The 25,470-nt window shown below is 57.3% G+C and carries 24 protein-coding genes; 9 read left to right on the top strand and 15 right to left on the bottom strand.

The annotated features are described in order from the left end of the window. Positions 1–24: 24 nt before the first annotated feature. The 6 genes from nuoF to lrhA all read right to left on the bottom strand — a co-directional run bounded on the left by nuoF (position 25) and on the right by lrhA (position 6,491). The gene (gene nuoF / locus EV102420_RS04795; RefSeq protein WP_042389574.1) at positions 25–1,362 is read right to left on the bottom strand and encodes an NADH-quinone oxidoreductase subunit NuoF; all 1,338 of its coding nucleotides are present in this window, start codon (positions 1,360–1,362) and stop codon (positions 25–27) included. Further along, complete coding sequence (gene nuoE, locus EV102420_RS04790; RefSeq protein ID WP_042389573.1) at positions 1,362–1,862, bottom strand: NADH-quinone oxidoreductase subunit NuoE; 501 nt, start codon at positions 1,860–1,862, stop codon at positions 1,362–1,364. Before nuoE ends, nuoF begins: the two co-directional genes overlap by 1 nt. 2 nt (positions 1,863–1,864) lie before the next feature. Continuing rightward, positions 1,865–3,667 carry an NADH-quinone oxidoreductase subunit C/D gene (nuoC, locus tag EV102420_RS04785; protein WP_103819004.1) on the bottom strand — a complete coding sequence of 601 codons (1,803 nt, stop codon included), beginning with the start codon at positions 3,665–3,667 and terminating at the stop codon, positions 1,865–1,867. An 87-nt stretch (positions 3,668–3,754) separates the two neighbouring features. Further along, positions 3,755–4,429 (bottom strand): NADH-quinone oxidoreductase subunit NuoB, encoded by a 675-nt coding sequence (gene nuoB / locus EV102420_RS04780; RefSeq protein ID WP_042389571.1) that lies wholly within the window; start codon positions 4,427–4,429, stop codon positions 3,755–3,757. 15 nt (positions 4,430–4,444) lie between these two features. Continuing rightward, positions 4,445–4,888 (bottom strand): NADH-quinone oxidoreductase subunit NuoA, encoded by a 444-nt coding sequence (gene nuoA / locus EV102420_RS04775; protein WP_042389569.1) that lies wholly within the window; start codon positions 4,886–4,888, stop codon positions 4,445–4,447. A 664-nt stretch (positions 4,889–5,552) separates the two neighbouring features. Then, complete coding sequence (lrhA, locus tag EV102420_RS04770) at positions 5,553–6,491, bottom strand: transcriptional regulator LrhA (protein ID WP_042389567.1); 939 nt, start codon at positions 6,489–6,491, stop codon at positions 5,553–5,555. Between the two features lie 858 nt (positions 6,492–7,349). On the opposite strand from lrhA, the gene alaA reads away from it, so the two are divergent. Together alaA and yfbR are read left to right on the top strand one after the other, a co-directional pair. Then, the gene (gene alaA, locus EV102420_RS04765) at positions 7,350–8,564 is read left to right on the top strand and encodes an alanine transaminase AlaA (RefSeq protein WP_042389565.1); all 1,215 of its coding nucleotides are present in this window, start codon (positions 7,350–7,352) and stop codon (positions 8,562–8,564) included. 81 nt (positions 8,565–8,645) lie between these two features. Next, positions 8,646–9,251 carry a 5'-deoxynucleotidase gene (gene yfbR / locus EV102420_RS04760; protein WP_042389564.1) on the top strand — a complete coding sequence of 202 codons (606 nt, stop codon included), beginning with the start codon at positions 8,646–8,648 and terminating at the stop codon, positions 9,249–9,251. Positions 9,252–9,292: 41 nt separating this feature from the next. On the opposite strand, the gene EV102420_RS04755 is transcribed toward yfbR, so the two are convergent. The 3 genes from EV102420_RS04755 to yfbV form a co-directional block, all read right to left on the bottom strand. Beyond that, complete coding sequence (locus tag EV102420_RS04755; protein ID WP_042389562.1) at positions 9,293–11,125, bottom strand: SLC13 family permease; 1,833 nt, start codon at positions 11,123–11,125, stop codon at positions 9,293–9,295. Between the two features lie 120 nt (positions 11,126–11,245). After that, positions 11,246–11,740 (bottom strand): YfbU family protein, encoded by a 495-nt coding sequence (locus EV102420_RS04750; protein ID WP_042389561.1) that lies wholly within the window; start codon positions 11,738–11,740, stop codon positions 11,246–11,248. A gap of 79 nt (positions 11,741–11,819) precedes the next feature. Beyond that, positions 11,820–12,275 carry a terminus macrodomain insulation protein YfbV gene (gene yfbV, locus EV102420_RS04745; RefSeq protein WP_042389559.1) on the bottom strand — a complete coding sequence of 152 codons (456 nt, stop codon included), beginning with the start codon at positions 12,273–12,275 and terminating at the stop codon, positions 11,820–11,822. Positions 12,276–12,614: 339 nt separating this feature from the next. Between yfbV and ackA the strand changes: the two genes are divergently transcribed. The 3 genes from ackA (at position 12,615) to EV102420_RS04730 (ending at position 18,564) form a co-directional block, all read left to right on the top strand. Continuing rightward, positions 12,615–13,817, top strand: a complete 1,203-nt coding sequence (gene ackA / locus EV102420_RS04740) for an acetate kinase (protein WP_042389557.1) — start codon at positions 12,615–12,617, stop codon at positions 13,815–13,817. A gap of 80 nt (positions 13,818–13,897) precedes the next feature. Further along, positions 13,898–16,039, top strand: a complete 2,142-nt coding sequence (pta, locus tag EV102420_RS04735; RefSeq protein ID WP_042389555.1) for a phosphate acetyltransferase — start codon at positions 13,898–13,900, stop codon at positions 16,037–16,039. 125 nt (positions 16,040–16,164) lie between these two features. Continuing rightward, the gene (locus EV102420_RS04730; protein WP_042389553.1) at positions 16,165–18,564 is read left to right on the top strand and encodes a phosphoketolase family protein; all 2,400 of its coding nucleotides are present in this window, start codon (positions 16,165–16,167) and stop codon (positions 18,562–18,564) included. 62 nt (positions 18,565–18,626) lie between these two features. Here EV102420_RS04730 and yfcD read toward each other — a convergent pair whose 3' ends face one another. The 3 genes from yfcD to yfcF all read right to left on the bottom strand — a co-directional run bounded on the left by yfcD (position 18,627) and on the right by yfcF (position 20,483). Next, the gene (yfcD, locus tag EV102420_RS04725) at positions 18,627–19,172 is read right to left on the bottom strand and encodes an NUDIX hydrolase YfcD (protein ID WP_042389552.1); all 546 of its coding nucleotides are present in this window, start codon (positions 19,170–19,172) and stop codon (positions 18,627–18,629) included. Between the two features lie 56 nt (positions 19,173–19,228). Continuing rightward, on the bottom strand, positions 19,229–19,780 hold the full coding sequence (gene yfcE, locus EV102420_RS04720) for a phosphodiesterase (RefSeq protein WP_042389550.1): 552 nt from the start codon (positions 19,778–19,780) through the stop codon (positions 19,229–19,231). Between the two features lie 64 nt (positions 19,781–19,844). Further along, positions 19,845–20,483: a glutathione transferase gene (gene yfcF, locus EV102420_RS04715; RefSeq protein ID WP_042389548.1), complete on the bottom strand. Its 639-nt coding sequence runs from the start codon at positions 20,481–20,483 to the stop codon at positions 19,845–19,847. 133 nt (positions 20,484–20,616) lie between these two features. On the opposite strand from yfcF, the gene yfcG reads away from it, so the two are divergent. The 4 genes from yfcG to EV102420_RS04695 all read left to right on the top strand — a co-directional run bounded on the left by yfcG (position 20,617) and on the right by EV102420_RS04695 (position 23,200). Beyond that, positions 20,617–21,246: a GSH-dependent disulfide bond oxidoreductase gene (yfcG, locus tag EV102420_RS04710; RefSeq protein ID WP_042389546.1), complete on the top strand. Its 630-nt coding sequence runs from the start codon at positions 20,617–20,619 to the stop codon at positions 21,244–21,246. 74 nt (positions 21,247–21,320) lie between these two features. Continuing rightward, positions 21,321–21,683 carry a dihydroneopterin triphosphate 2'-epimerase gene (gene folX, locus EV102420_RS04705; protein WP_042389544.1) on the top strand — a complete coding sequence of 121 codons (363 nt, stop codon included), beginning with the start codon at positions 21,321–21,323 and terminating at the stop codon, positions 21,681–21,683. A 19-nt stretch (positions 21,684–21,702) separates the two neighbouring features. Continuing rightward, a complete protein-coding gene (locus EV102420_RS04700; protein WP_042389542.1) occupies positions 21,703–22,596 on the top strand; it encodes a TIGR01777 family oxidoreductase in 894 nt (297 codons plus the stop codon). Between the two features lie 64 nt (positions 22,597–22,660). Next, positions 22,661–23,200 carry a GNAT family N-acetyltransferase gene (locus tag EV102420_RS04695; RefSeq protein ID WP_042389541.1) on the top strand — a complete coding sequence of 180 codons (540 nt, stop codon included), beginning with the start codon at positions 22,661–22,663 and terminating at the stop codon, positions 23,198–23,200. Positions 23,201–23,216: 16 nt separating this feature from the next. Here the strand turns inward: EV102420_RS04695 and hisP are convergent, their stop codons facing one another. From hisP to EV102420_RS04680, 3 genes are read right to left on the bottom strand one after another with little or no spacing between them, the layout of a single operon-like run. After that, positions 23,217–23,990, bottom strand: a complete 774-nt coding sequence (hisP, locus tag EV102420_RS04690) for a histidine ABC transporter ATP-binding protein HisP (protein ID WP_042389540.1) — start codon at positions 23,988–23,990, stop codon at positions 23,217–23,219. Positions 23,991–23,997: 7 nt separating this feature from the next. Further along, the gene (locus EV102420_RS04685; RefSeq protein ID WP_042389539.1) at positions 23,998–24,714 is read right to left on the bottom strand and encodes an ABC transporter permease; all 717 of its coding nucleotides are present in this window, start codon (positions 24,712–24,714) and stop codon (positions 23,998–24,000) included. Next, a complete protein-coding gene (locus EV102420_RS04680) occupies positions 24,711–25,397 on the bottom strand; it encodes a histidine ABC transporter permease HisQ (RefSeq protein ID WP_042389538.1) in 687 nt (228 codons plus the stop codon). The genes EV102420_RS04685 and EV102420_RS04680 overlap by 4 nt, the downstream gene beginning before the upstream one ends. Positions 25,398–25,470: the final 73 nt, after the last annotated feature.

Genomic DNA, 25,470 nt, shown 5'->3' with positions numbered 1-25,470 from the left:
CTTCCAAATTAGAAAATCGTAAACTCACCAGCGCGTCTTGAGCAGGTTAGGCTGAATACCGTTAATCAGGTGGGTATTGCTAAACTGCTGCTTGATGCCTGCTTCGAATTCTTCGCGGAAATATTTTATTGCACTCTGCAGAGGCTCTACCGCGCCTGGCGCATGGGCACAGAAGGTTTTACCTGGACCCAGGAATCGACACAGCTGCTCAAGCGTCTCGATATCCCCAGGCTGACCTTCGCCGCGCTCAAGGGCACGCAGGATCTTCACGCTCCACGGCAGGCCGTCGCGACAAGGCGTACACCAGCCGCAGGATTCGCGGGCAAAAAACTCTTCCAGGTTACGCACCAGCGACACCATGTTGATCTCGTGGTCCACCGCCATCGCCAGCGCGGTACCCAGACGGCTGCCGGCTTTGCCAATGCTGGCAAACTCCATCGGCAGGTCAAGGTGCGCGTCGGTGAGGAAGTCGGTTCCCGCGCCGCCCGGCTGCCAGGCCTTAAACTTCAGGCCATCGCGCATGCCGCCCGCGTAGTCTTCCAGGATCTCACGAGCGGTGGTGCCAAACGGCAGCTCCCAGACGCCGGGATTTTTCACGCGGCCAGAGAAGCCCATCAGCTTGGTGCCGTTGTCTTCGCTTTTCGAGATACCCTGATACCACTCGACGCCGTTGGCGAGGATCGCCGGGACGTTACACAGGGTTTCAACGTTGTTTACGCAGGTCGGCTTGCCCCAGACCCCGGAGCTTGCCGGGAACGGTGGTTTAGAGCGCGGATTCGCGCGGCGGCCTTCCAGGGAGTTGATCAGCGCCGTCTCTTCACCGCAGATGTAGCGCCCTGCCCCGGTGTGGACAAACAGCTCGAAGTCAAAGCCGGTGCCAAGGATGTTTTTACCCAGCAGTCCCGCTTCGGTTGCTTCGGCGATGGCGCGGCGCAGGCGCTCGGCGGCCTCAATGTATTCGCCGCGCAGGAAGATGTAGCCCCGGTACGCTTTCAGCGCGAAGGCGGAGATCAGCATCCCCTCTACCAGCAGGTGCGGCAGCTGCTCCATCAGCAGGCGGTCTTTATAGGTGCCCGGCTCCATCTCATCGGCGTTACACAGCAGGTAACGGATGTTCATGGATTCGTCTTTCGGCATCAGGCTCCACTTCAAACCGGTGGAGAAGCCCGCACCGCCGCGCCCTTTCAGGCCTGCGTCTTTAACCGCGTTAACGATCTCATCCGGCGCCATGCCGGTGAGCGCCTTACGTGCCCCGGCGTAGCCGTTTTTGCTCTGGTACTCATCCAGCCAGACCGGCTGCTTATCATCACGCAGACGCCAGGTGAGGGGATGAGTTTCAGGAGTCAGGATAATGTTTTTCATTATTTATACTGCTCCAGCAGGTCGGGGATGGCTTCCGGCGTCAGATAGCTGTGCGTATCGTCGTCGATCATCATCGTTGGCCCTTTGTCGCAGTTCCCCAGGCAGCAGGTCGGCAGCAGGGTGAAACGGCCATCAAAGGTGGTCTGTCCCGGCTTGATATCGAGTTTTTTCTCGATCGCGGCCTGGATGCCCTGATAACCGGTGATGTGGCACACCACGCTATCGCAGTAGCGGATAACGTGACGGCCCACCGGCTGGCGGAAGATCTGGCTGTAGAAGGTGGCGACACCCTCTACGTCGCTGGCCGGAATATCCAGCACCTCGGCGATGGCATAGATCGCCCCGTCCGGCACCCAGCCACGCTGCTTCTGAACAATTTTCAGCGCTTCGATGGACGCCGCACGCGGGTCTTCGTAGTGGTGCTTCTCGTGCTCGATAGCATCACGCTCTGCCGCACTCAGCTCAAAAGCCTCGGTCTGTGGTTGTTGATTTTCGTGCATAATTAGCGGTCCACGTCTGACATAACAAAATCGATACTACCCAGATAGACAATCAGGTCGGACACCAGGCTGCCACGGATCGCCGAAGGGATCTGCTGCAGGTGCGGGAAGCTCGGCGTACGCACGCGGGTGCGGTAGCTCATGGTGCTGCCATCGCTGGTCAGGTAGTAGCTGTTGATACCCTTGGTTGCCTCAATCATCTGGAAGGATTCGTTGGCCGGCATGACCGGGCCCCAGGAAACCTGCAGGAAGTGGGTAATCAGGGTTTCGATATGCTGAAGCGTGCGCTCTTTCGGCGGCGGTGTTGTCAGCGGGTGATCCGCCTTGAACGGGCCTTCCGGCATGTTGTTGAGGCACTGCTCAAGAATGCGCAGGCTCTGGCGCAGCTCTTCAACTTTCAGCATCACGCGGGTGTAGGCATCGCTGATGCCGCCGCCGACCGGAACTTCAAAGTCAAAGTTTTCGTAGCCAGAGTAAGGACGCGCCTTACGCACGTCGAAGTCGATACCGGTGGCGCGCAGGCCAGCTCCGGTGGTGCCCCACTCCAGCGCCTCTTTCGCGCCGTAGGCGGCAACGCCCTTCGAACGGCCAATCAGAATAGTGTTGCGCAGCGCGGCTTTCTCGTAGGAGTCCAGACGCTTCGGCATCCACTCCAGGAACTCACGCAGCAGGCGGTCCCAGCCGCGCGGCAGATCGTGCGCCACGCCGCCAATGCGGAACCAGGCCGGGTGCATACGGAAGCCGGTGATGGCCTCAACCAGATCGTAGATTTTCTGCCGATCGGTGAAGGCGAAGAACACCGGCGTCATCGCCCCGACGTCCTGGATAAAGGTCGAGATGTAGAGCAGGTGGCTATTGATACGGAACAGCTCGGAGAGCATCACGCGGATCACATCCACGCGCTCAGGCACCTTGATGCCTGCCAGCTTCTCAACCGCCAGCACGTACGGCATCTCGTTCACGCAGCCGCCGAGGTACTCGATACGGTCGGTGTACGGAATGTAGCTGTGCCAGGATTGACGCTCGCCCATCTTCTCTGCACCACGGTGGTGGTAACCGATATCCGGCACGCAGTCGACGATCTCTTCGCCATCAAGCTGCAGGATAATACGGAACGCACCGTGCGCCGACGGGTGGTTAGGCCCGAGGTTGAGGAACATAAAGTCTTCGTTGGCGGTGCCGCGCTGCATGCCCCAGTCTTCCGGCTTGAAGGTCAGCGCCTCCATCTCCAGATCCTGCTTGGCTTTGGTCAGCTCGAACGGATCGAACTCGGTAGCGCGCGCCGGGTAGTCTTTACGCAGCGGGTGGCCGGTCCAGGTCGGCGGCATCATGATGCGCGTCAGGTGCGGGTGGCCTTCGATATTGATGCCAAACATCTCCCAGGTTTCACGCTCGTACCAGTTGGCGTTAGGGAAGAGTTTGGTAAAGGTTGGCACGTTGAGATCGTTTTCTGACAGCGCCACCTTGAGCATGATGTCGCGGTTACGCTCGATGGAGAGCAGGTGGTAGAAAACGGAAAAATCCGCGGCGGGAAGCCCGTCGCGGTGCGTGCGGAGACGTTCGTCCATGCCGTGCAGATCGTACAGCATGACGTAAGGCTTCGGCAGTTTCTTTAAGAAATCGCCCACTTCCAGTAACTGTTCACGCTTTACCCAAACAACAGGGACGCCGGTGCGGGTCGCCTGAACGGTAAAGGCATCCGGCCCAAAACGGTTGCGCAGTTCGCCAATAACTGGGTCATCCAGGTGATCCCGGGTTTGCCAGAACGCGTCTTGCGCGGTTAAGTCGGTCATAATGTTCACCATTGCAAAGGGTCCGTGGTGACTGCCGGGCGTGGCTTCGCGCTATAAGTTTATTATGCGAAGGAGTTGTCCACGGCCCGCAGGCGCAAATTAAATCTCGTCCGGCGTACGTAGGTTAGTGACAGCAATGCGTTCGCCGCGTTTGCGCTCGCGCTCTGACTGCATGTTGGCGCGATAGACGCCCTGGTCGCCCACAACCCATGAGAGCGGACGACGCTCTTTGCCAATCGACTCCTGAAGCAGCATCAGCGCCTGCATATAGGCTTCTGGACGCGGCGGACAGCCCGGGATGTAAACATCAACCGGGAGGAATTTATCAACGCCCTGCACCACGGAGTAGATGTCGTACATGCCGCCTGAGTTGGCACAGGCACCCATGGAGATAACCCACTTCGGCTCCAGCATCTGATCGTACAGACGCTGGATCACCGGGGCCATTTTGGTAAACGGCGTACCGGCGATCACCATCAGGTCAGCCTGGCGTGGCGAGGCGCGCAGCACTTCCGCACCAAAGCGTGCCACGTCATGGACCGCGGTAAAGGAGGTCACCATCTCAACGTAGCAGCAGGAGAGACCGAAGTTGTACGGCCAAATAGAGTTTTTACGGCCCCAGTTAACCATGCCGTGCATGACGTCTTCCAGCTTGCCCATGAACACGCTGCGGTTAACTTCTTGCTCGAGGGGGTCGGTTACGATCTCCTGTTTTTGCAGGGGGTAACGGTCGTTCTCACCGTTGGGATCGATGCGGGTGAGCGTGTAATCCATCTTATTGCCTCGCTGTTAGCGTTGACGGTTAGTGATATTGCCTGACTCAGGGTTGAAGCGCTCGCGGCGTGAACGCGCGGGCGTCCAGTCCAGCGCGCCAATACGCACCAGATAAACCAGACCAGCCAGCAGCACTAAAATAAAAATTGCAGCCTCAACAAAGCCAACCCAGCCGCTCTCGCGAATGGAGGTTGACCATGCAAACAGGTAAAGCGCTTCGACGTCGAAGATGACGAAGAACATGGCGACCAGATAAAACTTGGCAGAGAGGCGCAGACGAGCGGTGCCAACGGAATCGATACCCGATTCAAAAGGCGTGTTCTTGTGCCGCGCGCGGGCGCGCCCGCCCAGTAACCAGCCGCCGACCAGCATCAGGCAGCATAAGCCAATGGCAACAATAAGAAAGATCGCGAATGCCCAGTGATGAGCAATAACTTCAGTGGATGTTGACATACGCATTGCTTAACTCAAAAAGTGGCACCGTTACCTCTGCTCTTCTCGGCAGATGGACGCCACACAGTTTCAGGGAGGAACAAAAAAAACCTTACACTCACTGTTAGAAACGGCTTAGACAGCTAAATGATGGGGTTTTTTACTCCTTTCTATAACCTTTTGTCAACTTTGACCAAAAGTTCCTTCACATTAGTTTACAGCGGTATCAATTCATTAACATAAAATGCCTTTTTTTCCACCAACACCCATTTTTTATAGGGTGTTTAGCGGTGTTGAATCGTGTCCGTTGTGCGGTGATACAAAAAGTACCCTCTTATTTTGACAGGATTTCGGCAGGATTCCTCCCCCTCTATGGGAGTATTTTCTTGATCTGAGACACGCTTTTGTTAATTCACACAAAAAAACGGCAACAATCAGACTTGTTTTTTAACATGAACTTTCGCTATGCATAGTAGCATACAAAGCAGGGTTTACTGAGGGCGGTTGCGCTTAACTGCTTGATGGCAAAAGCGATAAATAATGATTTTTGATAATTTGTGCTGAAAAAGCGCACGAAGCACGCCGCTGGCAAATTTTCTGCTACCAGCGGCTCGCCCGATTCCTGACAGAATGTTACCTGTGCCAGGCAACTGTGTTACGTAAATTCCCTGCGTTACGTCCACTCCCCGCGTTACTCAAAGTCCCCTTCAACAATCAGCGAACTGTCGCCGCCCTGCGGCGTAGCGGCACCGTAGTGCCAGGGGGTCTGGTACTCCGCCATGGCCTGGAAAACGACCTGGGCCAGTTCATTCGGGCTCTGCGGATTGTGGCATAGAAGATACTCGGTTTCTGCCAGCGCAGGCAGCCCGTCGCTTGGCCCCAGCACGCGCAGATCCGCACTCATCATCTCCACCGGCCTGGCGGTGATCCCCAGCCCGGCCTTCACCGCCGACTTCACCGCTGAAAGCGTTGAGGCCACGTAGGCCATGCGCCAGGGGATCCCGGCGGCATCCAGGGTATTGAGCACGCTGTCGCGGAATGGATTAGGATCGTCAAGGAAGACCAGCGGCAGCGTTTCCCCCTTCTGCAAGACATACTCTGCCGCACAGTACCAGTGAGTCGGGGAGGTACGCAGCGTCAGATGCTCAAACTGGTGAGGCCGATGCGTGGTCACCAGCAGATCGACCTCCTGGGCCGCCAGCATGTCGACCATGGAGAGGTTACGCTTTACACGCACGTCCAGCGCCAGCTTGGGATAGATCGAACTGATGCGGTTCAACAGAAACGGCAAAATAGTATCCGCAGAGTCGTCGGAAGCACCGACCGTTAATACCCCCTGAAGATTGTTGAACATTAATGAGCTACAGGCCTCATCGTTAAAGCGCAGGATTTTTCGCGCATAGCCCAGCAGCTGAATACCGTGTTCAGTTAATAGCTTATTACGACCATGGCGAACAAACAGCTCTTTGCCTACCAGCTGCTCCAGGCGCTGCATCTGCTGGCTTACCGCAGATTGCGTTCGGCATACCGCGACAGCGGCAGCCGCAAAGGTGTTAAGATCGGCGACGGCAACGAACGTTCTCAGTAGATCGAGATCGAGATTGAGTATCGGACGATTAGCATTAATCATATGTTTTCACTTACAGGGTACTCCTGACGAGCGCCCCGGCTTTTGCTGTGTTCAAAGATTTAAGCAATCCTCGTTGAGACGGGATCTGCGTGGCCAGTACCAAACCGATCGTAGTTAATAATTCGCGTTCGCTCGCGATCCTCTATATATAATTACAGTGTATAAACGTAAATTATTTTACCAGGTCGCATGCTATTACTGCATCTCTGAATGCAATCGCAAATCATTTACCCATCCATCTCAGGATGATTGACGGAAAAAAATTCTTAATATCAATTAATTGTATATTCAACCAGAGAAATATGCGGATGCGATTATCGCTTTTAGCCGTAGTCTCTGCTGGTCATCTTACCTCATACCCGCATCGGTTATAAGACCCTTTGCGAATGTCCTTAAGCCCCATAATGTTATAGAGGAGAGGTGAGCGCTATTAATATTAACAATTTTCAGTAATCGCAAGCTATCGTATTAAATAATTATTAATTGATAATAGAAACTCTTCTAAATAGTCCTTAACATTACCTTTACACCTCTCCCTGCTTTACCGGATGCCTTGCCCTACCCTCTCTCCCCCCATTCCGCACATTTGCTAAAAACGCATGGCGCCCGCCATACAATACAGAGATTACAGCGGCGATTTTGCGATCTACCCATACATTCATCCAAAATTAATATTTTTGGTGAAATTATTATCACTTTCAAACCTGTAACCCCAGCGTAAAAAACCGGTTACCCTGCACTGCCAGAGGCAAAATCTTCTTCTGTGCACCCTTCTAAACTGCCATTCGGGGGAGTACATTGTTCCGTGCTGACTTCCACGGCAGGAAGTCGCACCAACAGCTAAAAGGTCAACGATTCATGTCCCCCATCGAAAAATCCAGCAAATTAGACAATGTCTGTTATGACATCCGTGGCCCGGTTCTGAAAGAGGCGAAACGTCTTGAAGAAGAAGGTAACAAAGTACTGAAGCTTAATATCGGTAACCCGGCCCCCTTTGGCTTCGATGCCCCCGACGAGATCCTGGTAGACGTCATCCGTCACCTGCCCACGGCGCAGGGCTATAGCGACTCCAAAGGGCTCTACAGCGCCCGCAAAGCGATCATGCAGCACTATCAGGCGCGCGGCATGCGCGACGTGACCGTAGAAGATATCTATATTGGTAACGGCGTCTCTGAGCTGATCGTGCAGTCGATGCAGGCGCTGCTGAACAGCGGCGATGAGATGCTGGTTCCGGCTCCGGACTACCCGCTGTGGACGGCGGCGGTGTCGCTCTCCGGGGGTAAAGCGGTACACTATCTTTGTGATGAGTCGTCTGACTGGTTCCCGGATCTTGATGATATCTGTGCCAAAATTACCCCGCGCACCCGGGGGATTGTCATCATTAACCCGAACAACCCGACCGGCGCGGTCTACTCAAAAGAGCTGCTGCTGGAGATCGTTGAAATTGCCCGCCAGCATAACCTGATTATCTTCGCCGATGAGATCTACGATAAGATCCTCTACGACGAGGCGGAGCACCACTCCATTGCCGCGCTGGCCCCCGACCTGCTGACGATTACCTTTAACGGCCTCTCTAAAACCTATCGCGTGGCGGGTTTCCGTCAGGGTTGGATGGTGCTTAACGGGCCCAAGAAGCACGCCAAAGGCTATATCGAAGGGCTGGAGATGCTCGCTTCAATGCGTCTTTGCGCCAACGTGCCGGCCCAGCACGCTATCCAGACCGCGCTTGGCGGCTATCAGAGCATTAGCGAATTTATCGTGCCCGGCGGACGCCTCTACGAGCAGCGTAACCGCGCCTGGGAGCTGATCAACGAGATCCCCGGCGTGACCTGCACCAAGCCGAAGGGCGCGCTCTATATGTTCCCGAAAATCGACATCAAGCGTTTTAACATTCATGACGACCAGAAGATGGTGTTGGATTTCCTGCTGCAGGAGAAGGTGCTGCTGGTGCAGGGTACGGCCTTTAACTGGCCGTGGCCGGATCACGTCCGCATTGTAACGCTGCCGCGTCTGGACGATCTCGAGATGTCGATCAACCGCTTTAGCCGCTTCCTCTCCGGCTACCATCAATAAGCGTATCAAGGGGAAGATTTGCATCTTCCCCTGCTCTCTGCGCACAATGGATCCTTAGCGCCGTTACTGACAGGATCCATCATGAGTACGAGTCAAAGCCACTTTTTCGCCCATCTCTCCCGCCTGAAACTGATCAACCGCTGGCCGCTAATGCGCAACGTGCGTACCGAAAACGTCTCCGAGCATAGCCTGCAGGTTGCGATGGTTGCCCACGCCCTGGCGGCGATTAAAAACCGCAAGTTTGGCGGTCAGGTTAACCCGGAACGCATCGCCCTGCTGGCGATGTACCACGACGCCTCGGAAGTGCTGACCGGCGATCTGCCGACCCCGGTTAAGTACTTCAACTCGCAGATTGCCCAGGAGTATAAGGCTATCGAGAAGATCGCCCAGCAGAAGCTGGTGGATATGGTGCCGGAAGAGCTGCGGGATATTTTTGCCGGGCTGATCGACGAGCATCGCTATAGCGAAGAGGAGACGTCGCTGGTGAAACAGGCCGATGCCCTCTGCGCCTACCTGAAGTGCCTCGAAGAGCTCTCCGCCGGCAACAACGAGTTTTCGCTGGCAAAATCACGCCTGGAAAAGACGCTGGCCGCCCGCCGTAGCCCGGAGATGGACTACTTTATGGCCGTGTTTGTGCCCAGTTTTCATCTCTCATTAGATGAGATAAGCCAGGATTCGCCGTTGTAATCATTTTGTCACCCCGGTAAGCGCAGCGCCACCGGGGAAAATTAAAACGGGAACAGCATCGGGATCAGCACCACGCATACCACCATCACAATCAGCGTGAACGGCACGCCGATCTTCACGAAATCGCTGAAGGTATAGTTGCCGGGTCCCAGCACAAGGGTGTTAACCGGAGAAGAGACCGGGGTCATAAAGGCGGCCGAGGCGGCCATGGCGACCATCATGGCAAAAGGATACGGCGAAACGCCCATCGACTTGGCCGTTGCCAATGCAATTGGTGCCATCAGCACCGCCGTGGCGGTATTCGAGATAAACAGCCCAATGGTGGCGCACATGATAAACAGGCAGAGCAGCATCATGTACGGCCCGTAGCCGCCGCCAAACTCCATGAGCCCTTTCACCACCAGGTCGACGCCGCCGGTTTTTTGCAGCGCCAGCGCGAACGGCATCATGCCGACAATCAGGATAATGCTCGGCCAGTGGATCGCTTTATAGGCGCTGGCGGCATCAATGCAGCGAAACTTACCCATCAGCAGGCAGGCGATAATCGCCGCGACGGGGTTAGGGATCTCATCGGTCAGCATCAGGGCAACCATCAGCAGCAGGCAGAAGATGGCGTGAGGCGCCTGGCTGTGGGCGGGCGAGGCGTCTCCGGCCTCGATGGGCATATTCAGCACCACAAAGTCGCGCCCCTTCTGTGCCATCTGGCCGATCAGCTTCCAGTTGCCGACCACCAGAAAAATATCCCCCAGCTGTAAAGGTTCATCCACCACCGGCCCGCTAATCGCGCTCCCGTCACGCTTAATGCCAACCATGTTCAGGCCGTAGCGGGTACGAAAGCCAATTTCGCGTACGGTTTTGCCAATCAGCTCCGAGTCAGGGATCAGCGACACCTCCGCCATGCCGACGTCCAGCGCCTGGTCGGAGAAGTATTCGCCGCGCAGGATCATCGGCTCCAGCAGCTGTTCGCTGCAAAAATCGCGCAGATCGATGTCGGCGGCGGACATATCAATCAGCAATACATCCCCGGCGCGAAACTCCGACACGCCGTTGACGTTAACGATCACCCGGCGAAAGCGCCGCCAGCGCTCTACGCCAATGACGTTTGCCCCGTAGCGCTCGCGCAGTTTAAGATCGTCGAGGCGCTGGCCCACCATCGGCGAGCCGGGACGGATAGCCAGCCGCCGGGCGCGTCCGGTCAGGCGGTACTCTTTGATCAGATCGCGAAAAGTGCGCCGCTTCCAGCCGTCATGCTGTCCCGCCTGCCCCTCACTCTTCAAGGCAACACGCATCACCAGCATATAGACGATGCCCAGCAGCAGAATAACGATCCCCAGCGGGGTCACGCTAAAAAAGCCAAAGCCCGGTAGCCCTTCGCGCAGCAGCTCGCTGTTCACCACCAGGTTAGGCGGCGTAGCCACCAGCGTCATCATACCGCTGATGAGGCCAGCAAAGCTGAGGGGCATCATCAGGCGCGACGGAGAGATCTGCATCCGCATCGAGACGCTGAGCACTACCGGAATAAAGATGGCAACCACCCCGGTGGAGCTCATAAAAGCCCCCAGCCCGGCGACGGTAAGCATCAGCAGAACCAGCATTTTGATTTCGCTGCTGCCCGCCACGTTCACCAGCCACGCCCCCATGCTGGTAGCGACCCCGGTACGCACCAGGCCATCGCCGATAATAAACAGGGCGGCAATAAGAATGACGTTGGGATCGCTAAAGCCAGAGAAGGCCTCGCTGAGGGTCAGGGTGCCGCTCAGGCTGAAAGCTATAATGACCAGCAGCGCGACGGCATCCATGCGAACCTTGCCGGTGGCAAAGAGTACGACAGCGATCGCCAGTAAACACAGCACCCAAATCAGTTCACCGTTCACAACGTATCCTTGTTCATTGCGGGGATACAGGCAGTTTGCCATAAAAAAGCCCCGCTCAGGCGGGGCTAAATCAATAGGATGAACGGTTGTTACCCATTTTTATGTATTTGCCTGCGGCGATCAGGCATTGACGATCTGGTTAATTTCGTTAGCGCTCAGATGGTACTGGCGCGGGCAGGCGTGCCATGCCCCCAGCATGCGCTGGTACTTTTCCCACATCGGGGTCTGGGCATTAAAGCCGTGCGTGCCAGCGTCAAAATCGGTGTAGCGCCCTTCGGTGTTCACCATAAAGCGCACATAGCTGAGGTAGCGCGCCTCGGTGGCGGCATCGAAGCCCAGGAAGGTCACCCGGCGCTCATCAATAGATTGGGCATCTTTCAGGTTGGTCCAGGAGACATGCAGCGCGTGATACATCTCCATGATGTCGATAACGGTGCGGCAGGTCTCCTCCGGCAGCTCGCCAAACTCGCGGTCCAGCTCGCGCATTTGCAGGCCAAAGCCGCGCTCGACGATGGTTTGCAGGCGGCGGTAGCGGTCGGCGTTGGTGGGATCGAGCATCGTCATCATTTTGTACTGATTCGATAAAATCAGCCGTTGGGCATTGGTCATTTCCATCTTACACTCCGTATCACGTCGGAAAAAAAAGAGGCACATAAACTATGTGCCTTCTTTTATATTCGCAATCAGGGGTGAATTACAAATCATCCAGGAAAGTTTTGTCGAGCTGACCAAATGCGCGCTTAAGCGTATCAGCCAGTGCCTGGTAGTCCGGCTTGCCGGTAACCGGGGCCATCGTCTGGCCAGCATCCTGTAATTTACCGCGCACTTCATAGAACCAGTGTAAAACTCCCGGCGGCAGCGGCGTCACGGAGCGCTTGCCCAACCACCACAGCCCCTGCAGCGGCAGGCTCAGCGCAAAGAGCGCGGTGGCTACCGCAGGACCCAGCTGGCCGCCAAGGGCGATCTGCCAGCAGAGCGTAAAGACGGCAACGGGAGGCATAATGCGGATCGCGTAGCGGGTGGCGCGAATGACACGGTTATCGATAAAGACAGGAGCGAGGCTTTTTTCCATAGGCCAGGTCTTCGAATAGTGCTGTCCCAGGCGAAACAAACTGAAAAAGCTCACGGGGCGATTCTCAGGTGTGTTCATGGCGTTACCTCAACTTCACATATAAAAATTAAAAAATTTGTGCAAAACAACAACTGCTCATGACAACGTTCAAAATATTTTGTCATCGCTACCCAGTATCGGGTATTCTGTGCCCGCCTGAGTGGGCCTTAGACGATGAACGCAACGTCGTCAATGTAACGCCCAGTATGCCAATTCCTCTTATGGGGCCAAAATGGCATAAACTCAACCGTATTCTCTTTCATCGTGCCAAAAAAATCGTTCTGGCATGATGTTAATCATAAATGTCAGCGTCAACATGCGCTACGCTGAAAGACTCACTGACGTTTTTTTAGCCACGTATCAAAAATAGGTACTTCCATGTCGAGTAAGTTAGTACTGGTTCTGAACTGCGGTAGCTCCTCACTGAAATTTGCAATCATCGATGCACTGAACGGTGAAGAGTACCTCTCTGGTTTAGCCGAATGCTTCCATCTTCCTGAAGCGCGTATCAAATGGAAAATGGACGGTGGTAAACAAGAAGCTGCTTTAGGTGCAGGTGCCGCTCACAGTGAAGCACTGAACTTTATCGTTAACACTATTCTGGCACAAAAACCAGAACTGTCTGCACAGCTGACCGCAATTGGTCACCGCATCGTGCACGGTGGCGAAAAATACACCAGCTCCGTGGTGATCGATGACTCCGTTATCCAGGGCATCAAAGACTCTGCCTCTTTTGCACCGCTGCATAACCCGGCTCACCTGATCGGTATCGCTGAAGCACTGAAATCCTTCCCGCAGCTGAAAGACAAGAACGTGGCCGTATTTGACACCGCGTTCCATCAGACCATGCCGGAAGAGTCCTACCTCTACGCCCTGCCGTACAAACTGTACAAAGAGCACGGCGTTCGCCGCTACGGCGCGCACGGCACCAGCCACTTCTACGTTACGCAAGAAGCAGCAAAAATGCTGAACAAGCCGGTAGAAGAAGTAAACATCATCACCTGCCACCTGGGCAACGGCGGCTCCGTTTCTGCTATCCGTAACGGCAAATGCGTTGATACCTCGATGGGTCTGACCCCGCTGGAAGGCCTGGTGATGGGTACGCGCTCGGGTGATATCGACCCGGCGATCATCTTCCACCTGCACGATACCCTGGGTATGAGCGTAGAAGATATCAACAAGATGCTGACCAAAGAGTCCGGCCTGCTGGGCCTGACCGAAGTCACCAGCGACTGCCGCTACGTTGAAGACAACTACACCAGCAAAGAAGACGCTAAACGTGCAATGGACGTTTACTGCCACCGCCTGGCGAAGTACATCGGCTCCTACACCGCGCTGATGGAAGGTCGTCTGGACGCGGTTGTCTTCACCGGCGGTATCGGTGAGAACGCGGCGATGGTGCGCGAGCTCTCCCTGGGCAAACTGGGCGTGCTAGGCTTCGAGGTTGACCACGAGCGTAACCTGGCGGCCCGCTTCGGCAAATCCGGCTACATCAACAAAGAGGGTACCACCCTCGCGATGGTCATCCCGACCAACGAAGAGTTGGTGATTGCCCAAGACGCCTGCCGTCTGACTGCCTGATTCCACACCGCCAGCCCACGCTGGCGGTGCTGTTTTGTATCGCGCCAGTTTTCTGGCGGTAACGAAAAAGAGGATATACCGTGTCCCGTATTATTATGCTGATCCCTACCGGAACCAGCGTCGGCCTGACCAGCGTCAGCCTTGGCGTGATCCGTGCTATGGAACGCAAAGGCGTTCGTCTGAGCGTCTTTAAACCTATCGCCCAGCCGCGTGCCGGTGGCGATGCGCCAGACCAGACCACCACTATCGTGCGTGCGAACTCCAATCTGCCTGCCGCTGAACCGCTGAAGATGAGCCACGTTGAGTCTCTGCTCTCCAGCAACCAGAAAGACGTGCTGATGGAAGAGATCATCGCCCGCTACCACGAAAGCGCGAAAGACGCGGAAGTGGTGCTGGTTGAAGGCCTGGTGCCGACCCGCAAACACCAGTTTGCCCAGTCGCTGAACTTCGAAATCGCGAAAACGCTGAACGCCGAGATCGTCTTCGTGATGTCTCAGGGTACCGATACCCAGGAGCAGCTGAAAGAGCGTATCGAGCTGACCCGCAACAGCTTCGGCGGCGTGAAGAACACCAACATCACCGGCGTGATCGTGAACAAGCTGAACGCCCCGGTTGACGATCAGGGCCGTACCCGCCCGGATCTCTCCGAGATCTTCGATGACTCCTCCAAAGCGAAAGTGATCAGCATCGATCCGGCGCAGCTGAGCGCGTCCAGCTCGCTGCCGGTGCTGGGTGCCATTCCGTGGAGCTTCGATCTGATTGCCACCCGCGCAATCGATATGGCGAAACACCTGAATGCCACCATCGTTAACGAAGGTGACATCAACACCCGCCGCGTGAAGTCCGTGACCTTCTGTGCGCGTAGCATTCCGCACATGCTGGAGCACTTCCGTCCTGGCTCTCTGCTGGTGACCTCCGCTGACCGTCCGGACGTGCTGGTTGCCGCCTGCCTGGCCGCGATGAACGGCGTTGAGATCGGTGCGATCCTGCTGACCGGTGCCTATGAGATGGACGCCCGCGTGGCCAAGCTGTGCGAGCGTGCCTTCGCCACTGGCCTGCCGGTCTTCATGGTTAACACCAATACCTGGCAGACCTCCCTGAGCCTGCAGAGCTTCAACCTGGAAGTGCCGGCTGACGACCATCAGCGTATCGAGAAAGTGCAGGAGTACGTGGCTGGCTACGTTAACGCCGACTGGATCGAATCCCTGACCGCGACCTCCGAGCGTAGCCGCCGTCTCTCTCCGCCTGCGTTCCGCTATCAGCTCACCGAGCTGGCGCGCCAGGCCGGTAAACGCGTTGTGCTGCCGGAAGGCGACGAGCCGCGTACCGTTAAAGCTGCGGCCATCTGCGCCGAGCGCGGCATTGCGACCTGCGTGCTGCTGGGTAACCCGGAAGAGATCACCCGCGTGGCGGCCTCTCAGGGCGTTGAGCTGGGCGCGGGCATCGAAATCGTTGACCCAGACGTGGTACGTGAAAGCTACGTTGCCCGCCTGGTTGAGCTGCGTAAGAGCAAAGGCATGACCGAAGCCGTTGCCCGCGAACAGCTGGAAGACAACGTGGTGCTCGGCACTCTGATGCTGGAGCAGGACGAAGTTGACGGTCTGGTTTCCGGTGCGGTTCACACCACCGCGAACACCATCCGTCCGCCGCTGCAGCTGATCAAAACGGCACCGGGCAGCTCGCTGGTCTCCTCCGTATTCTTCATGCTCCTGCCGGAGCAGGTGTACGTTTACGGCGACTGCGCGATTAACCCGGATCCAACCGCTGAACAGCTGGCTGAGATCGCTATTCAGTCTGCGGACTCCGCGATTGCCTTTGGTATCGAGCCGCGCGTGGCGATGCTCTCCTACTCCACCGGTAACTCCGGCGCGGGTAGCGATGTAGAGAAAGTGCGTGAAGCAACCCGTCTGGCGCAGGAGAAACGTCCTGACCTGATGATCGACGGTCCGCTGCAGTACGATGCTGCGGTAATGGCTGACGTCGCGAAATCTAAAGCGCCGAACTCACCGGTTGCCGGTCGTGCTACCGTGTTCATCTTCCCGGATCTGAACACCGGTAACACCACCTACAAAGCGGTACAGCGCTCTGCCGACCTGATCTCCATCGGGCCGATGCTGCAGGGTATGCGTAAGCCTGTGAACGACCTCTCCCGTGGCGCACTGGTTGACGATATCGTCTACACCATCGCGCTGACGGCGATCCAGTCTTCTCAGCAGCAGTAAGCGAATATAACGTTTTAAAGGGTCATGGCGCTGCCATGGCCCTTTTTTTGTGGGCCAAATTCGCCCTCCTCGGCTTCTTCTATTAGGGTTAACAGGTACGATTTAACCTGATAACGGGAGAAAGCATGACGCAATCTGCAACCGGGCACGTTAACGACGACGACTTCACGTTACTGGATCGCTACTGGCGCGCCGCAAACTACCTCTCCGTCGGCCAGATCTATCTGATGGATAACCCGCTGCTGCGCGAGCCGCTTAAGCCGGAACATATCAAACCCCGCCTGCTGGGCCACTGGGGCACTACGCCGGGGCTGAACTTTATCTACGCGCACCTTAACCGCGCCATCCGTCAGCGCGATCTGGACATGCTCTACGTCTGCGGCCCCGGCCACGGTGGGCCTGGCATGGTAGCGAATACCTGGCTTGAGGGTAGCTATAGCGAGATCTATCCCGACATTAGCCAAGACGCGCCGGGGATGCAGAAGCTGTTTAAGCAGTTTTCGTTTCCCGGTGGTATTCCCAGCCACGCCGCGCCGGAAACCCCCGGCTCGATCAACGAAGGGGGCGAGCTGGGCTACTCTCTCTCCCACGCCTTCGGAGCCGTGTTTGATGCGCCGGATCTGATTGCCGCCTGCGTGATTGGCGACGGTGAAGCCGAGACCGGCCCGCTCGCCGCCAGCTGGCACGGGATCAAGTTTCTCAACGCCGCCCGCGACGGCGCCGTGCTCCCAATCCTCCACCTCAACGGCTACAAGATTGCGAACCCGACGCTGCTGGCGCGCACCAGCGATGAGGATCTTACCCAGCTGTTCCGCGGCTACGGCTACGATCCGCTCTTTGTCAGCGGTCACGAGCCGGAGAAAATGCACCCGCAGATGGCCGAGGCGCTGGATAACGCCCTCGATAAGATCCGCGATTTCCAGCAGCGCGCCCGTCGGGGTGAAACTGCGGAGTCTATCCCACGCTGGCCGATGATTATTCTGCGCAGCCCGAAGGGGTGGACCGGCCCGCAGACCGTCGACGGCAAAAAGGTCGAAGGCTTCTGGCGCGCCCATCAGGTACCGGTCTCTTCATGTCGGGAAAACGACGAGCATCGACAGATCCTTGAGCGCTGGATGCGCAGCTATCAGCCGGAGGATCTCTTCGACGAGCAGGGGCGACTTAAGCCCGAGCTGCGGGCGCTGGCACCTGAAGGTGACAAGCGGATGGGGGCCACCCCGTGGGCCAACGGCGGACGACTGCGCCGCGAGCTAGTGACGCCCGCGCTGCACGAGTTCGCCCTTGATATCGCTTCCCCTGGCGAAACCCAGGCGCAATCCACGGAGGTGCTGGGGCGCTATCTGCGCAGCATCTTTACCCGTAACCCGGACAACTTCCGCCTCTTTGGCCCGGACGAAACCGCCTCCAACCGGCTGGGGGACGTGTTCGACGTCACCAACCGCACCTGGGAGGGGGAGATTGAGCCTTACGATGAGCAGCTTGCCCCCGATGGCCGGGTGATGGAGATCCTCAGCGAGCACCAGTGCCAGGGCTGGCTGGAGGGTTATCTGCTCACCGGACGTCACGGGCTGTTTAACTGCTATGAGGCCTTTATTCACATCATCGACTCGATGTTCAACCAGCACGCTAAATGGCTGAAGGTGACGCGCAAGCTGCCGTGGCGCGAGCCCGTCGCCTCCCTGAACTATCTGCTCTCCTCCCACGTCTGGCGGCAGGATCACAACGGCTATAGCCATCAGGATCCGGGCTTTATCGATCACGTTGCCAACAAGAAAGCCGATATCGTGCGCATCTATCTGCCACCGGATGCCAACACCCTATTGTGGGTGGCCGATCACTGCCTGAAGACCTGGGATCGCATCAACGTCATCGTCGCGGGCAAGCAGCCGGAGCCGCAGTGGCTGACCATGGAAGAGGCGGCGAAGCACTGTGAAGTCGGGATGGGCATCTGGCCCTGGGCAGGCAACGAAATACCAGGCAAAGCGCCGGACGTGGTAATGGCCTGCGCCGGGGACGTCCCGACCATGGAGGCGTTGGCGGCGGTCGATCTGCTCCGGGGCTACCTACCGGACCTTAGCGTGCGGGTGGTGAACGTGGTGGATCTGATGGCACTACAGACCGAGGATCAGCATCCGCACGGGCTGAGCGACGAGGCGTTTGAGACTATCTTCACCGCAGACAAGCCGGTGATCTTCGCCTTCCACGGCTACCCGAGCCTGATCCATCGCCTGACCTACCATCGCAATAACCATCGTCACTTCCACGTGCGCGGGTTTATGGAGGAAGGCACCACCACCACGCCGTTTGATATGACGGTGATGAACGAGCTGGATCGTTTCCATCTGGCGCAGGAGGCAATCCTGCGGGTAGAGAAGCTGGCGGGCAAAGCCGATGCGATCCTTGACGATTTGCAGGAGAAGATCGCTGAGCACCACCGCTACGTGCGCGAGCACGGGGAGGATCTGCCCGAGGTACGCAACTGGAAGTGGCCCTCACAGCAGGGCAGCGGCGACGTACCGGAGTAAATTAAGGCAATAAAAAAGCCGGCCATGGCGTACCGTGGCCGGCTTGATACGTTTAGGTAGGCCTACTCGGTTTCAGCCAGCTTAAGCGTATCGTTGTTGGCGTTGCGGCTCATCCACAGCGCCAGCGCTTTGAGCGAGTCCGGCGTGAACTCATCGCAGCGGGCGGTGATCTCTTCCGGTGTCATCCAGATCGCTTCGCTGACCTCATCCTCCTGCAGGGCAAAAGGCCCGTGGGAGACGCAGCTGAAAAGCCCACCCCAGACGCGGCAGTGATCGTCTTCGTAGTAGAACTGACCATGCTCGGCAAAGGGTACGCCAGCAATGCCCAGCTCCTCTTCCGCTTCACGCCGTGCGGACTCCAGCATCCCTTCGTCCGCCTGTACTACGCCACCCGCCGTCGCGTCTAGCAGACCAGGCAGGTAGTCTTTTGTCTCAGTGCGGCGCTGCACCAGAATTTTCCCCATGCCGTCATGCACAACAATGAAGGTGGCCCGATGACGCAGACACTGCGCGCGCATCTGTTCGCGGCTAGCCTGCGCGATCACCTCGTTGTCTTCATTGACGATATCTACCCATTCCGTGCCTGTAAAATGACTCTGTTCCACCATCGGAAAAACCTTCTCTGCATAGCGCTCTGGTGGCGCGTTTCTGGTTGAGAGCTAACTTACGGATTAATGGCGACCTCTGCAATAATCCGTTGATCGTTCAGTGCGATTACGCGAAAAATACCGTCGTCAAACATACCGTAGCTGGCGGCGAAGCCCCCTTTTGGGATGCTTACCGAGCCAGGGTTAAAGTGAATTATATCGCCGCGCTTTTCCGCCACCGGAATATGAGTATGACCGGAGATGAAGACATCGCCAGCGGCGAGCGGGGGTAAATTTTCTGCATTATAGAGATGGCCATGAGTCAAAAACAGCCGACAAGGCTCCAATACTATCTGCTGCCAGGGGGCAGTAATGGGAAACGTAAGCAGCATCTGATCCACTTCGCTGTCGCAGTTGCCGCGCACGGCGATGATCCGCGAGGCCTGAGCGTTGAGTAGCTCGGCTACCTGCGCGGGCGCATACCCCTCCGGCAGCGCATTGCGCGGCCCGTGGTTGAGCAGGTCGCCCAGGATCACCAGCCACCGCGCGCCGCTCTCGGCAAACCGCGCCAGCACGCGCTCCGTCGCTGGCAGCGAGCCGTGAATATCGGAGGCAAACATCAGCTTCATCGCTTACACCCTTATCGTTGAAAAATTTGCTTCATGATAACGGATTTGCCGATGCTAAACAGCTTCAGCGCGCGGCCGACAGGGCGATATAGCGCTGCACCGACGAGCGTTGCCACTGGAAGGCGGCATAGTCTGCAAGGCGCTCGGGAACCTCGTCGCCGTTAAGCACCAGCCGGTTCAGCATCAGCGCCAGGTCGGCATCGGCAATGCACCATTCGCCAAACAGATTGGGGTTGGCATGAGCCAGCAGTGCGCCAGCGATGGTGAACAGTTTTTCTGCGCTCCGCTGGCCCGCCTCGCTCAGCGGGGGCTTTTTCACGCCAGCGAAGATCACGTCCGTTGAGCGCTCCTCGCGGATGGGCATCAGATCGCTACGCAGCCAGGCCTGAATCTGCCGTGCTCTGGCCCGCTTCTGGATATCGTGAGGGTAGACGCGCTCCCACTCCGGCGGCGCAAAACGCTCCTCAAGGTATTCGCTAATCGCCGAGGACTCCGTCAGCTCAAAGCCATCAACCTCCAGCAGCGGCACGCGGCGGCTGAGGTGGTAGCCCCTCCACTCCGGGCGCAGGTGTTCGCCGCCGTTGAGGTCGACGGTCTTTAGCGTGAACGGCAACCCCTTTTCGTGCAGGGTGACGTACACCGACATGACGTAAGGAGAGAAAAAGTCTGCATCCGACCACAACGTTATTGCTGGCTCGCCCATGGTACCCTCATTGAATTATCGAATTTCATCTAAAATATAGCGTCCTGTGCGGGCTGTCACTGCCTGAAAATCCCGCCTCGCCCGCCAGCGCCTATACTCCTGTTTGCGACTTTATTCCCTGACAGGAGCTGAGATGATCGATCTCTATTACGCCCCCACCCCTAACGGTCACAAAATCACGCTATTTCTGGAAGAGGCAGAGCTGGATTATCGTCTGATCCGCGTCGATATCAGCAAAGGCGATCAGTTTCGTCCTGACTTTCTGGAGATCTCGCCGAATAATAAAATTCCCGCCATCGTAGACCATGCCCCTGTCGACGGTGGTGCCCCGCTTAGCCTGTTTGAATCAGGGGAGATCCTGCTCTATCTGGCAGAGAAGAGCGGCATGCTGCTCAGCGGCGAGCTGCGCGAACGGCACCTGACGCTACAGTGGCTCTTTTGGCAGGTGGGTGGCCTGGGTCCAATGCTCGGGCAAAATCACCACTTTAACTACTTTGCTCCCAAGCCGGTGCCCTACGCTATCGAGCGTTTTCAGGTTGAAACCCAGCGTCTCTACGGCGTGATGAACACGCGGCTGGAGCGCGTGCCCTGGTTGGGCGGCGAGCACTACAGCATCGCCGACGTCGCCGCCTGGCCGTGGATCAACGCTCACGAACGCCAGCGGATCAACCTCAGCAGCTACCCGGCGGTAAACAACTGGTTCGAACGCATTCGCACCCGTCCCGCCACCCTGCGCGCGATGCAAAAAATTGCGCAGAATTAGCCGTCTCGCCCGTGTGGGCGGGCCGTTTAACCTCGTGTATGATAGCGTCAATCACTACACAGAGGGAATTTACCATGTCGCAACCAGACGCTGTCATACGTATAAAAAATTTGCGCCTGCGGACCTTTATCGGCATCAAAGACGAGGAGATAGCTAACCGCCAGGATATCGTGGTCAACGTGGTTATCCACTACCCCGCGGACAAAGCGCGGGCTAGTGAAGATATCAACGATGCGCTGAACTACCGTACAATTACTAAAAATATAATTCAGCATATTGAAAATAATCGCTTCTTTTTGCTGGAAAAATTAACCCAGGATGTGCTCGATATCGCACGCGAACATCACTGGGTTACCTATGCTGAAGTGGAGATCGATAAACTTTACGCGCTACGGTATGCCGACTCGGTGTCGATGAGTATGAGCTGGCGACGTTAAGCGCAGCCCAGGAGGTTGCATGAGGATTTTGATTACCGGCGGTACCGGCCTGATTGGCAGCCATCTTGTCCCACGTCTGCTGGCGCTGGGACATGCGGTGACGGTAGTTACCCGTAGTCCGGAGCGGGCGCGCCGCGCGCTGGGCGATGGCGTGACCTTCTGCAAAGGCGTTGACGATCGCCACGATCTCAACGACATCGATGCGGTAATTAACCTCGCGGGCGAACCGATCGCCGACAAGCGCTGGAGCGAGGCGCAAAAAGCGCGTCTGTGCAACAGCCGCTGGGAGATCACCCAGAAGCTGGTGGATCTGATCAAGGCCAGCGCTACGCCACCCTCGGTGTTGATCTCCGGATCGGCCACGGGCTACTACGGCGATCTCGGCGAGGTGGTTGTCACCGAAGAGGAGCCGCCGCACAATGAGTTTACCCACAAACTCTGTGCCCGCTGGGAGCAGATTGCCTGCGGCGCGCTAAGCGACCAGACTCGCGTCTGCCTGCTGCGCACCGGCGTGGTCTTTGCCCCGAAAGGCGGCGTGCTGGCAAAAATGCTGCCGGTGTTCCGCCTCGGCCTCGGCGGCCCGATCGGCAGCGGACGACAGTATCTGGCCTGGATCCATATCGATGATATGGTCAACGGCATTCTCTGGCTGCTGGATAACGACCTGCGCGGCCCGTTTAATATGGTCTCCCCCTATCCGGTGCACAACGAACGCTTTGCCCATGCCCTCGGCCACGCCCTGCACCGTCCGGCCTTCATGCGCGCGCCGGCCAGCGCCGTGCGTCTGCTGATGGGTGAATCTTCGGTGCTGGTGCTCGGCGGCCAGCGCGCGCTGCCCAAGCGCCTGGAGGCGTCCGGGTTTGGTTTTCGCTGGTACGATCTGGATGAGGCCCTGGCGGACGTGCTGCGCTGAATCGTTAAAATAAATAGCACCAACCTATCATTCTGGTGATAATGTAATCGACTGATTCACCAGAATGATGATTACCATGCTGACGCTGACCACCCCCCGCTTAACCCTCTCTCCCTTTCAGGAATCTGACTGGCCGTTTTTTCTGCGCCTGCGCCGCGATCCGGCGATTATGCGCTTTATGGCCGATATCGCCTCGCAGCAGGATATTCGTCGGGTGTTTGATGCGCGTTTGATCGACGCCGGGGCGTTTGTGATTCGCCAGCAGGGAACAGGGGCTCCGCTGGGGGATATTGGTCTAAGCCGATCGGGAGAGAACCCGCAGGAGGCAGATGTCGGCTACAGCATTGCCACCTACGCTCAGGGGCAGGGCTACGCCAGCGAAGCCCTGCGCGCGCTCTGTCATTACGCGTTTAACGAAGCGGGCGTCACGGCGCTCAATGCGTGGGTGCTGGCGGGAAACGTCGGCTCCCAGCGCGTGCTGGAGAAGCTAGGGTTTTGTCGAGTAGAGATCTTGCAGAAGGTCTATCGCCTGAATGGCGTGTTTCACGATGACTGGGTCTACCGTCTGACTGACCAGACGTTCAGCTCAGCCCTCCCCGGTTAAGGAGAGGGCCGGAACCTTACTTCAGCGAGCCTTTGAGGAACTGCTGCAGGCGTGGGCTCTGCGGATTGTCAAACAGCGCCTCCGGCTTGCCCTCCTCCTCAATTTTCCCCTGATGCAGGAAGATCACGTGGGAAGAGACGTGGCGAGCAAAGCCCATCTCATGGGTCACCACCACCATGGTTTTCCCCTCTTCTGCCAGCTTCTGCATGATGCGCAGCACTTCGCCCACCAGCTCAGGATCCAGCGCCGAGGTCGGCTCGTCAAACAGCAGTACCTCAGGCTCCATCGCCAGCGCGCGGGCAATGGAAACGCGCTGCTGCTGGCCGCCGGAGAGGTGCACCGGGTATTTCGCCTGAGCGCGCTCGTCAATACCGACCTTCGCCAGATACTTCACCGCCCGCTCACGCGACTCCTGCTTGCTTAGCCCCAGCACCTGAATCGGTGCTTCCATCACGTTCTCCAGCACCGTCATGTGGCTCCAGAGGTTAAAGTGCTGGAACACCATGGTCAGGCGGGTACGCAGTAGGCGCAGCTGATGCTTATCAGCCACCTTCAGCTGGCCGTCTTTATCCCGCACCAGGGTGATGTTCTGCCCGCTCACCACAATCGTGCCTTCGCTTGGCTTCTCAAGAAAGTTAATGCAGCGCAGGAAGGTACTCTTGCCGGATCCCGACGAGCCGATAATGGTGATCACATCGCCCGCGTTAGCCTGCAGCGATACCCCTTTCAGCACCTCGTGTTCGCCGTAGCGCTTGTGCAGATCTGTAACGTTTAATTTATTCTCGGACATCGTATTCTCAGTGCGTCGAAGAAGGTTTCATATGCTTCAGCCAGCGCTTTTCCGCTTTGCGGAACAGGCTGATCAGCGCATAGGAGATGATCAGGTACAACACGGCGGCAATACCAAACGCGGTAAAGGGCTGGTAGGTGGCCGAGTTAATATCACGCGCAATTTTCAGCAGATCCGGGACGGTGGCGGTAAAGGCCAGCGCCGTCGAGTGCAGCATAAGGATCACTTCATTGCTGTAGGCAGGCAGCGCAATGCGCAGCGCCGACGGCAGAATAATGCAGCGGTACATCTTCACCGACGAGAAGCCGTAGGCCCGCGCCGCCTCAATCTCGCCGTGCGGCACCGAACGGATCGCTCCGGCAAAGATCTCGGTGGTGTAGGCGCAGGTGTTCAGCGTTAACGCCAGCACCGTACAGTTCAGGCCGCTGCGGAAGAAGGCGTTCAGCAGCTCCGTGCCCTTCACAATCTCCAGGGTGTACATCCCGGAGTAGAAGACCAGCAGCTGGACGTAGAGCGGCGTGCCGCGAAAAACGTAGGTAAAGAGCCAGATAGGAAAGCGGATAAATTTGTTGCTGGAGACGCGCCCGATGGCGAGAAACAGCGCGAGGATGCCGCCCATCACCACCGACAGGATCAGCAGCCAGAGGGTGATCGCCACGCCGGTAAAGCGGTAGCCGTCGGTCCACAGCAGGGCGTGCCAGTACTCCTGAATAATCTCGATCACAGGTCAGCCCTCTTCACGCCCACGGAGTAGCGGCGTTCAAGCAGAAGCAGCACACCATTAGAGACGGTGGTAAATACCAGGTAGATAAGTCCGCAGACCACGGCGAAGTAGAACGGCTCCCAGGTGCTTTTTCCGGCGAGCTGAGTAGCTTTAACCACGTCTTCGAGGCCCAGCAGCGACACCAGCGCGGTGGCCTTGAGGATCACCTGCCAGTTGTTACCAATTCCCGGTAGGGCGTAGCGCATCATGGCCGGAAAGAGGATACGGCGAAAGATCTGTCCGCCGGTAAAGCCAAAGGCGGTCGCCGCCTCGATATGCCCTTTCGGTACGGCCATAAACGCCCCGCGAAAGGTTTCCGTAAAGTAGGCCCCGTAGATAAAGCCGAGGGTGATGATACCGGCGATCATCGGGTCGATATCGATCTGCGCCATGCCGACGGCGTCGGTGATGCCGTTCAGCGCAATTTGCAGTCCGTAGAAGATGAGCAGCATCAGCACCAGATCGGGCACGCCACGGATCAGCGTGGTGTAGCCTTCAAAAATAGCGGCCAGCAGGCGGCTGTGAGAGAGCTTGGCCCCCGCCCCCGCCAGACCTATCAGCACGGCCAGCACAACGGAGCTGAGCGCCAGCTCCAGCGTGACGACAGCGCCCTGGAATATAACTTGAGAAAACCCGTACAGCATGCAGCCTGCCCCGTGGTGTGTAGTGTCTGCCGTGTCTTTTCCCCTCCCGTTACGGGAGGGGGCGCACGTTTGT

It is taken from the genome of Pseudescherichia vulneris NBRC 102420, from assembly GCF_000759795.1.
In the GTDB taxonomy this organism is placed as follows: domain Bacteria; phylum Pseudomonadota; class Gammaproteobacteria; order Enterobacterales; family Enterobacteriaceae; genus Pseudescherichia; species Pseudescherichia vulneris.
Note: the sequence above shows the minus strand (reverse complement) of the source record. Positions and strands in the feature narration are given on the sequence as shown.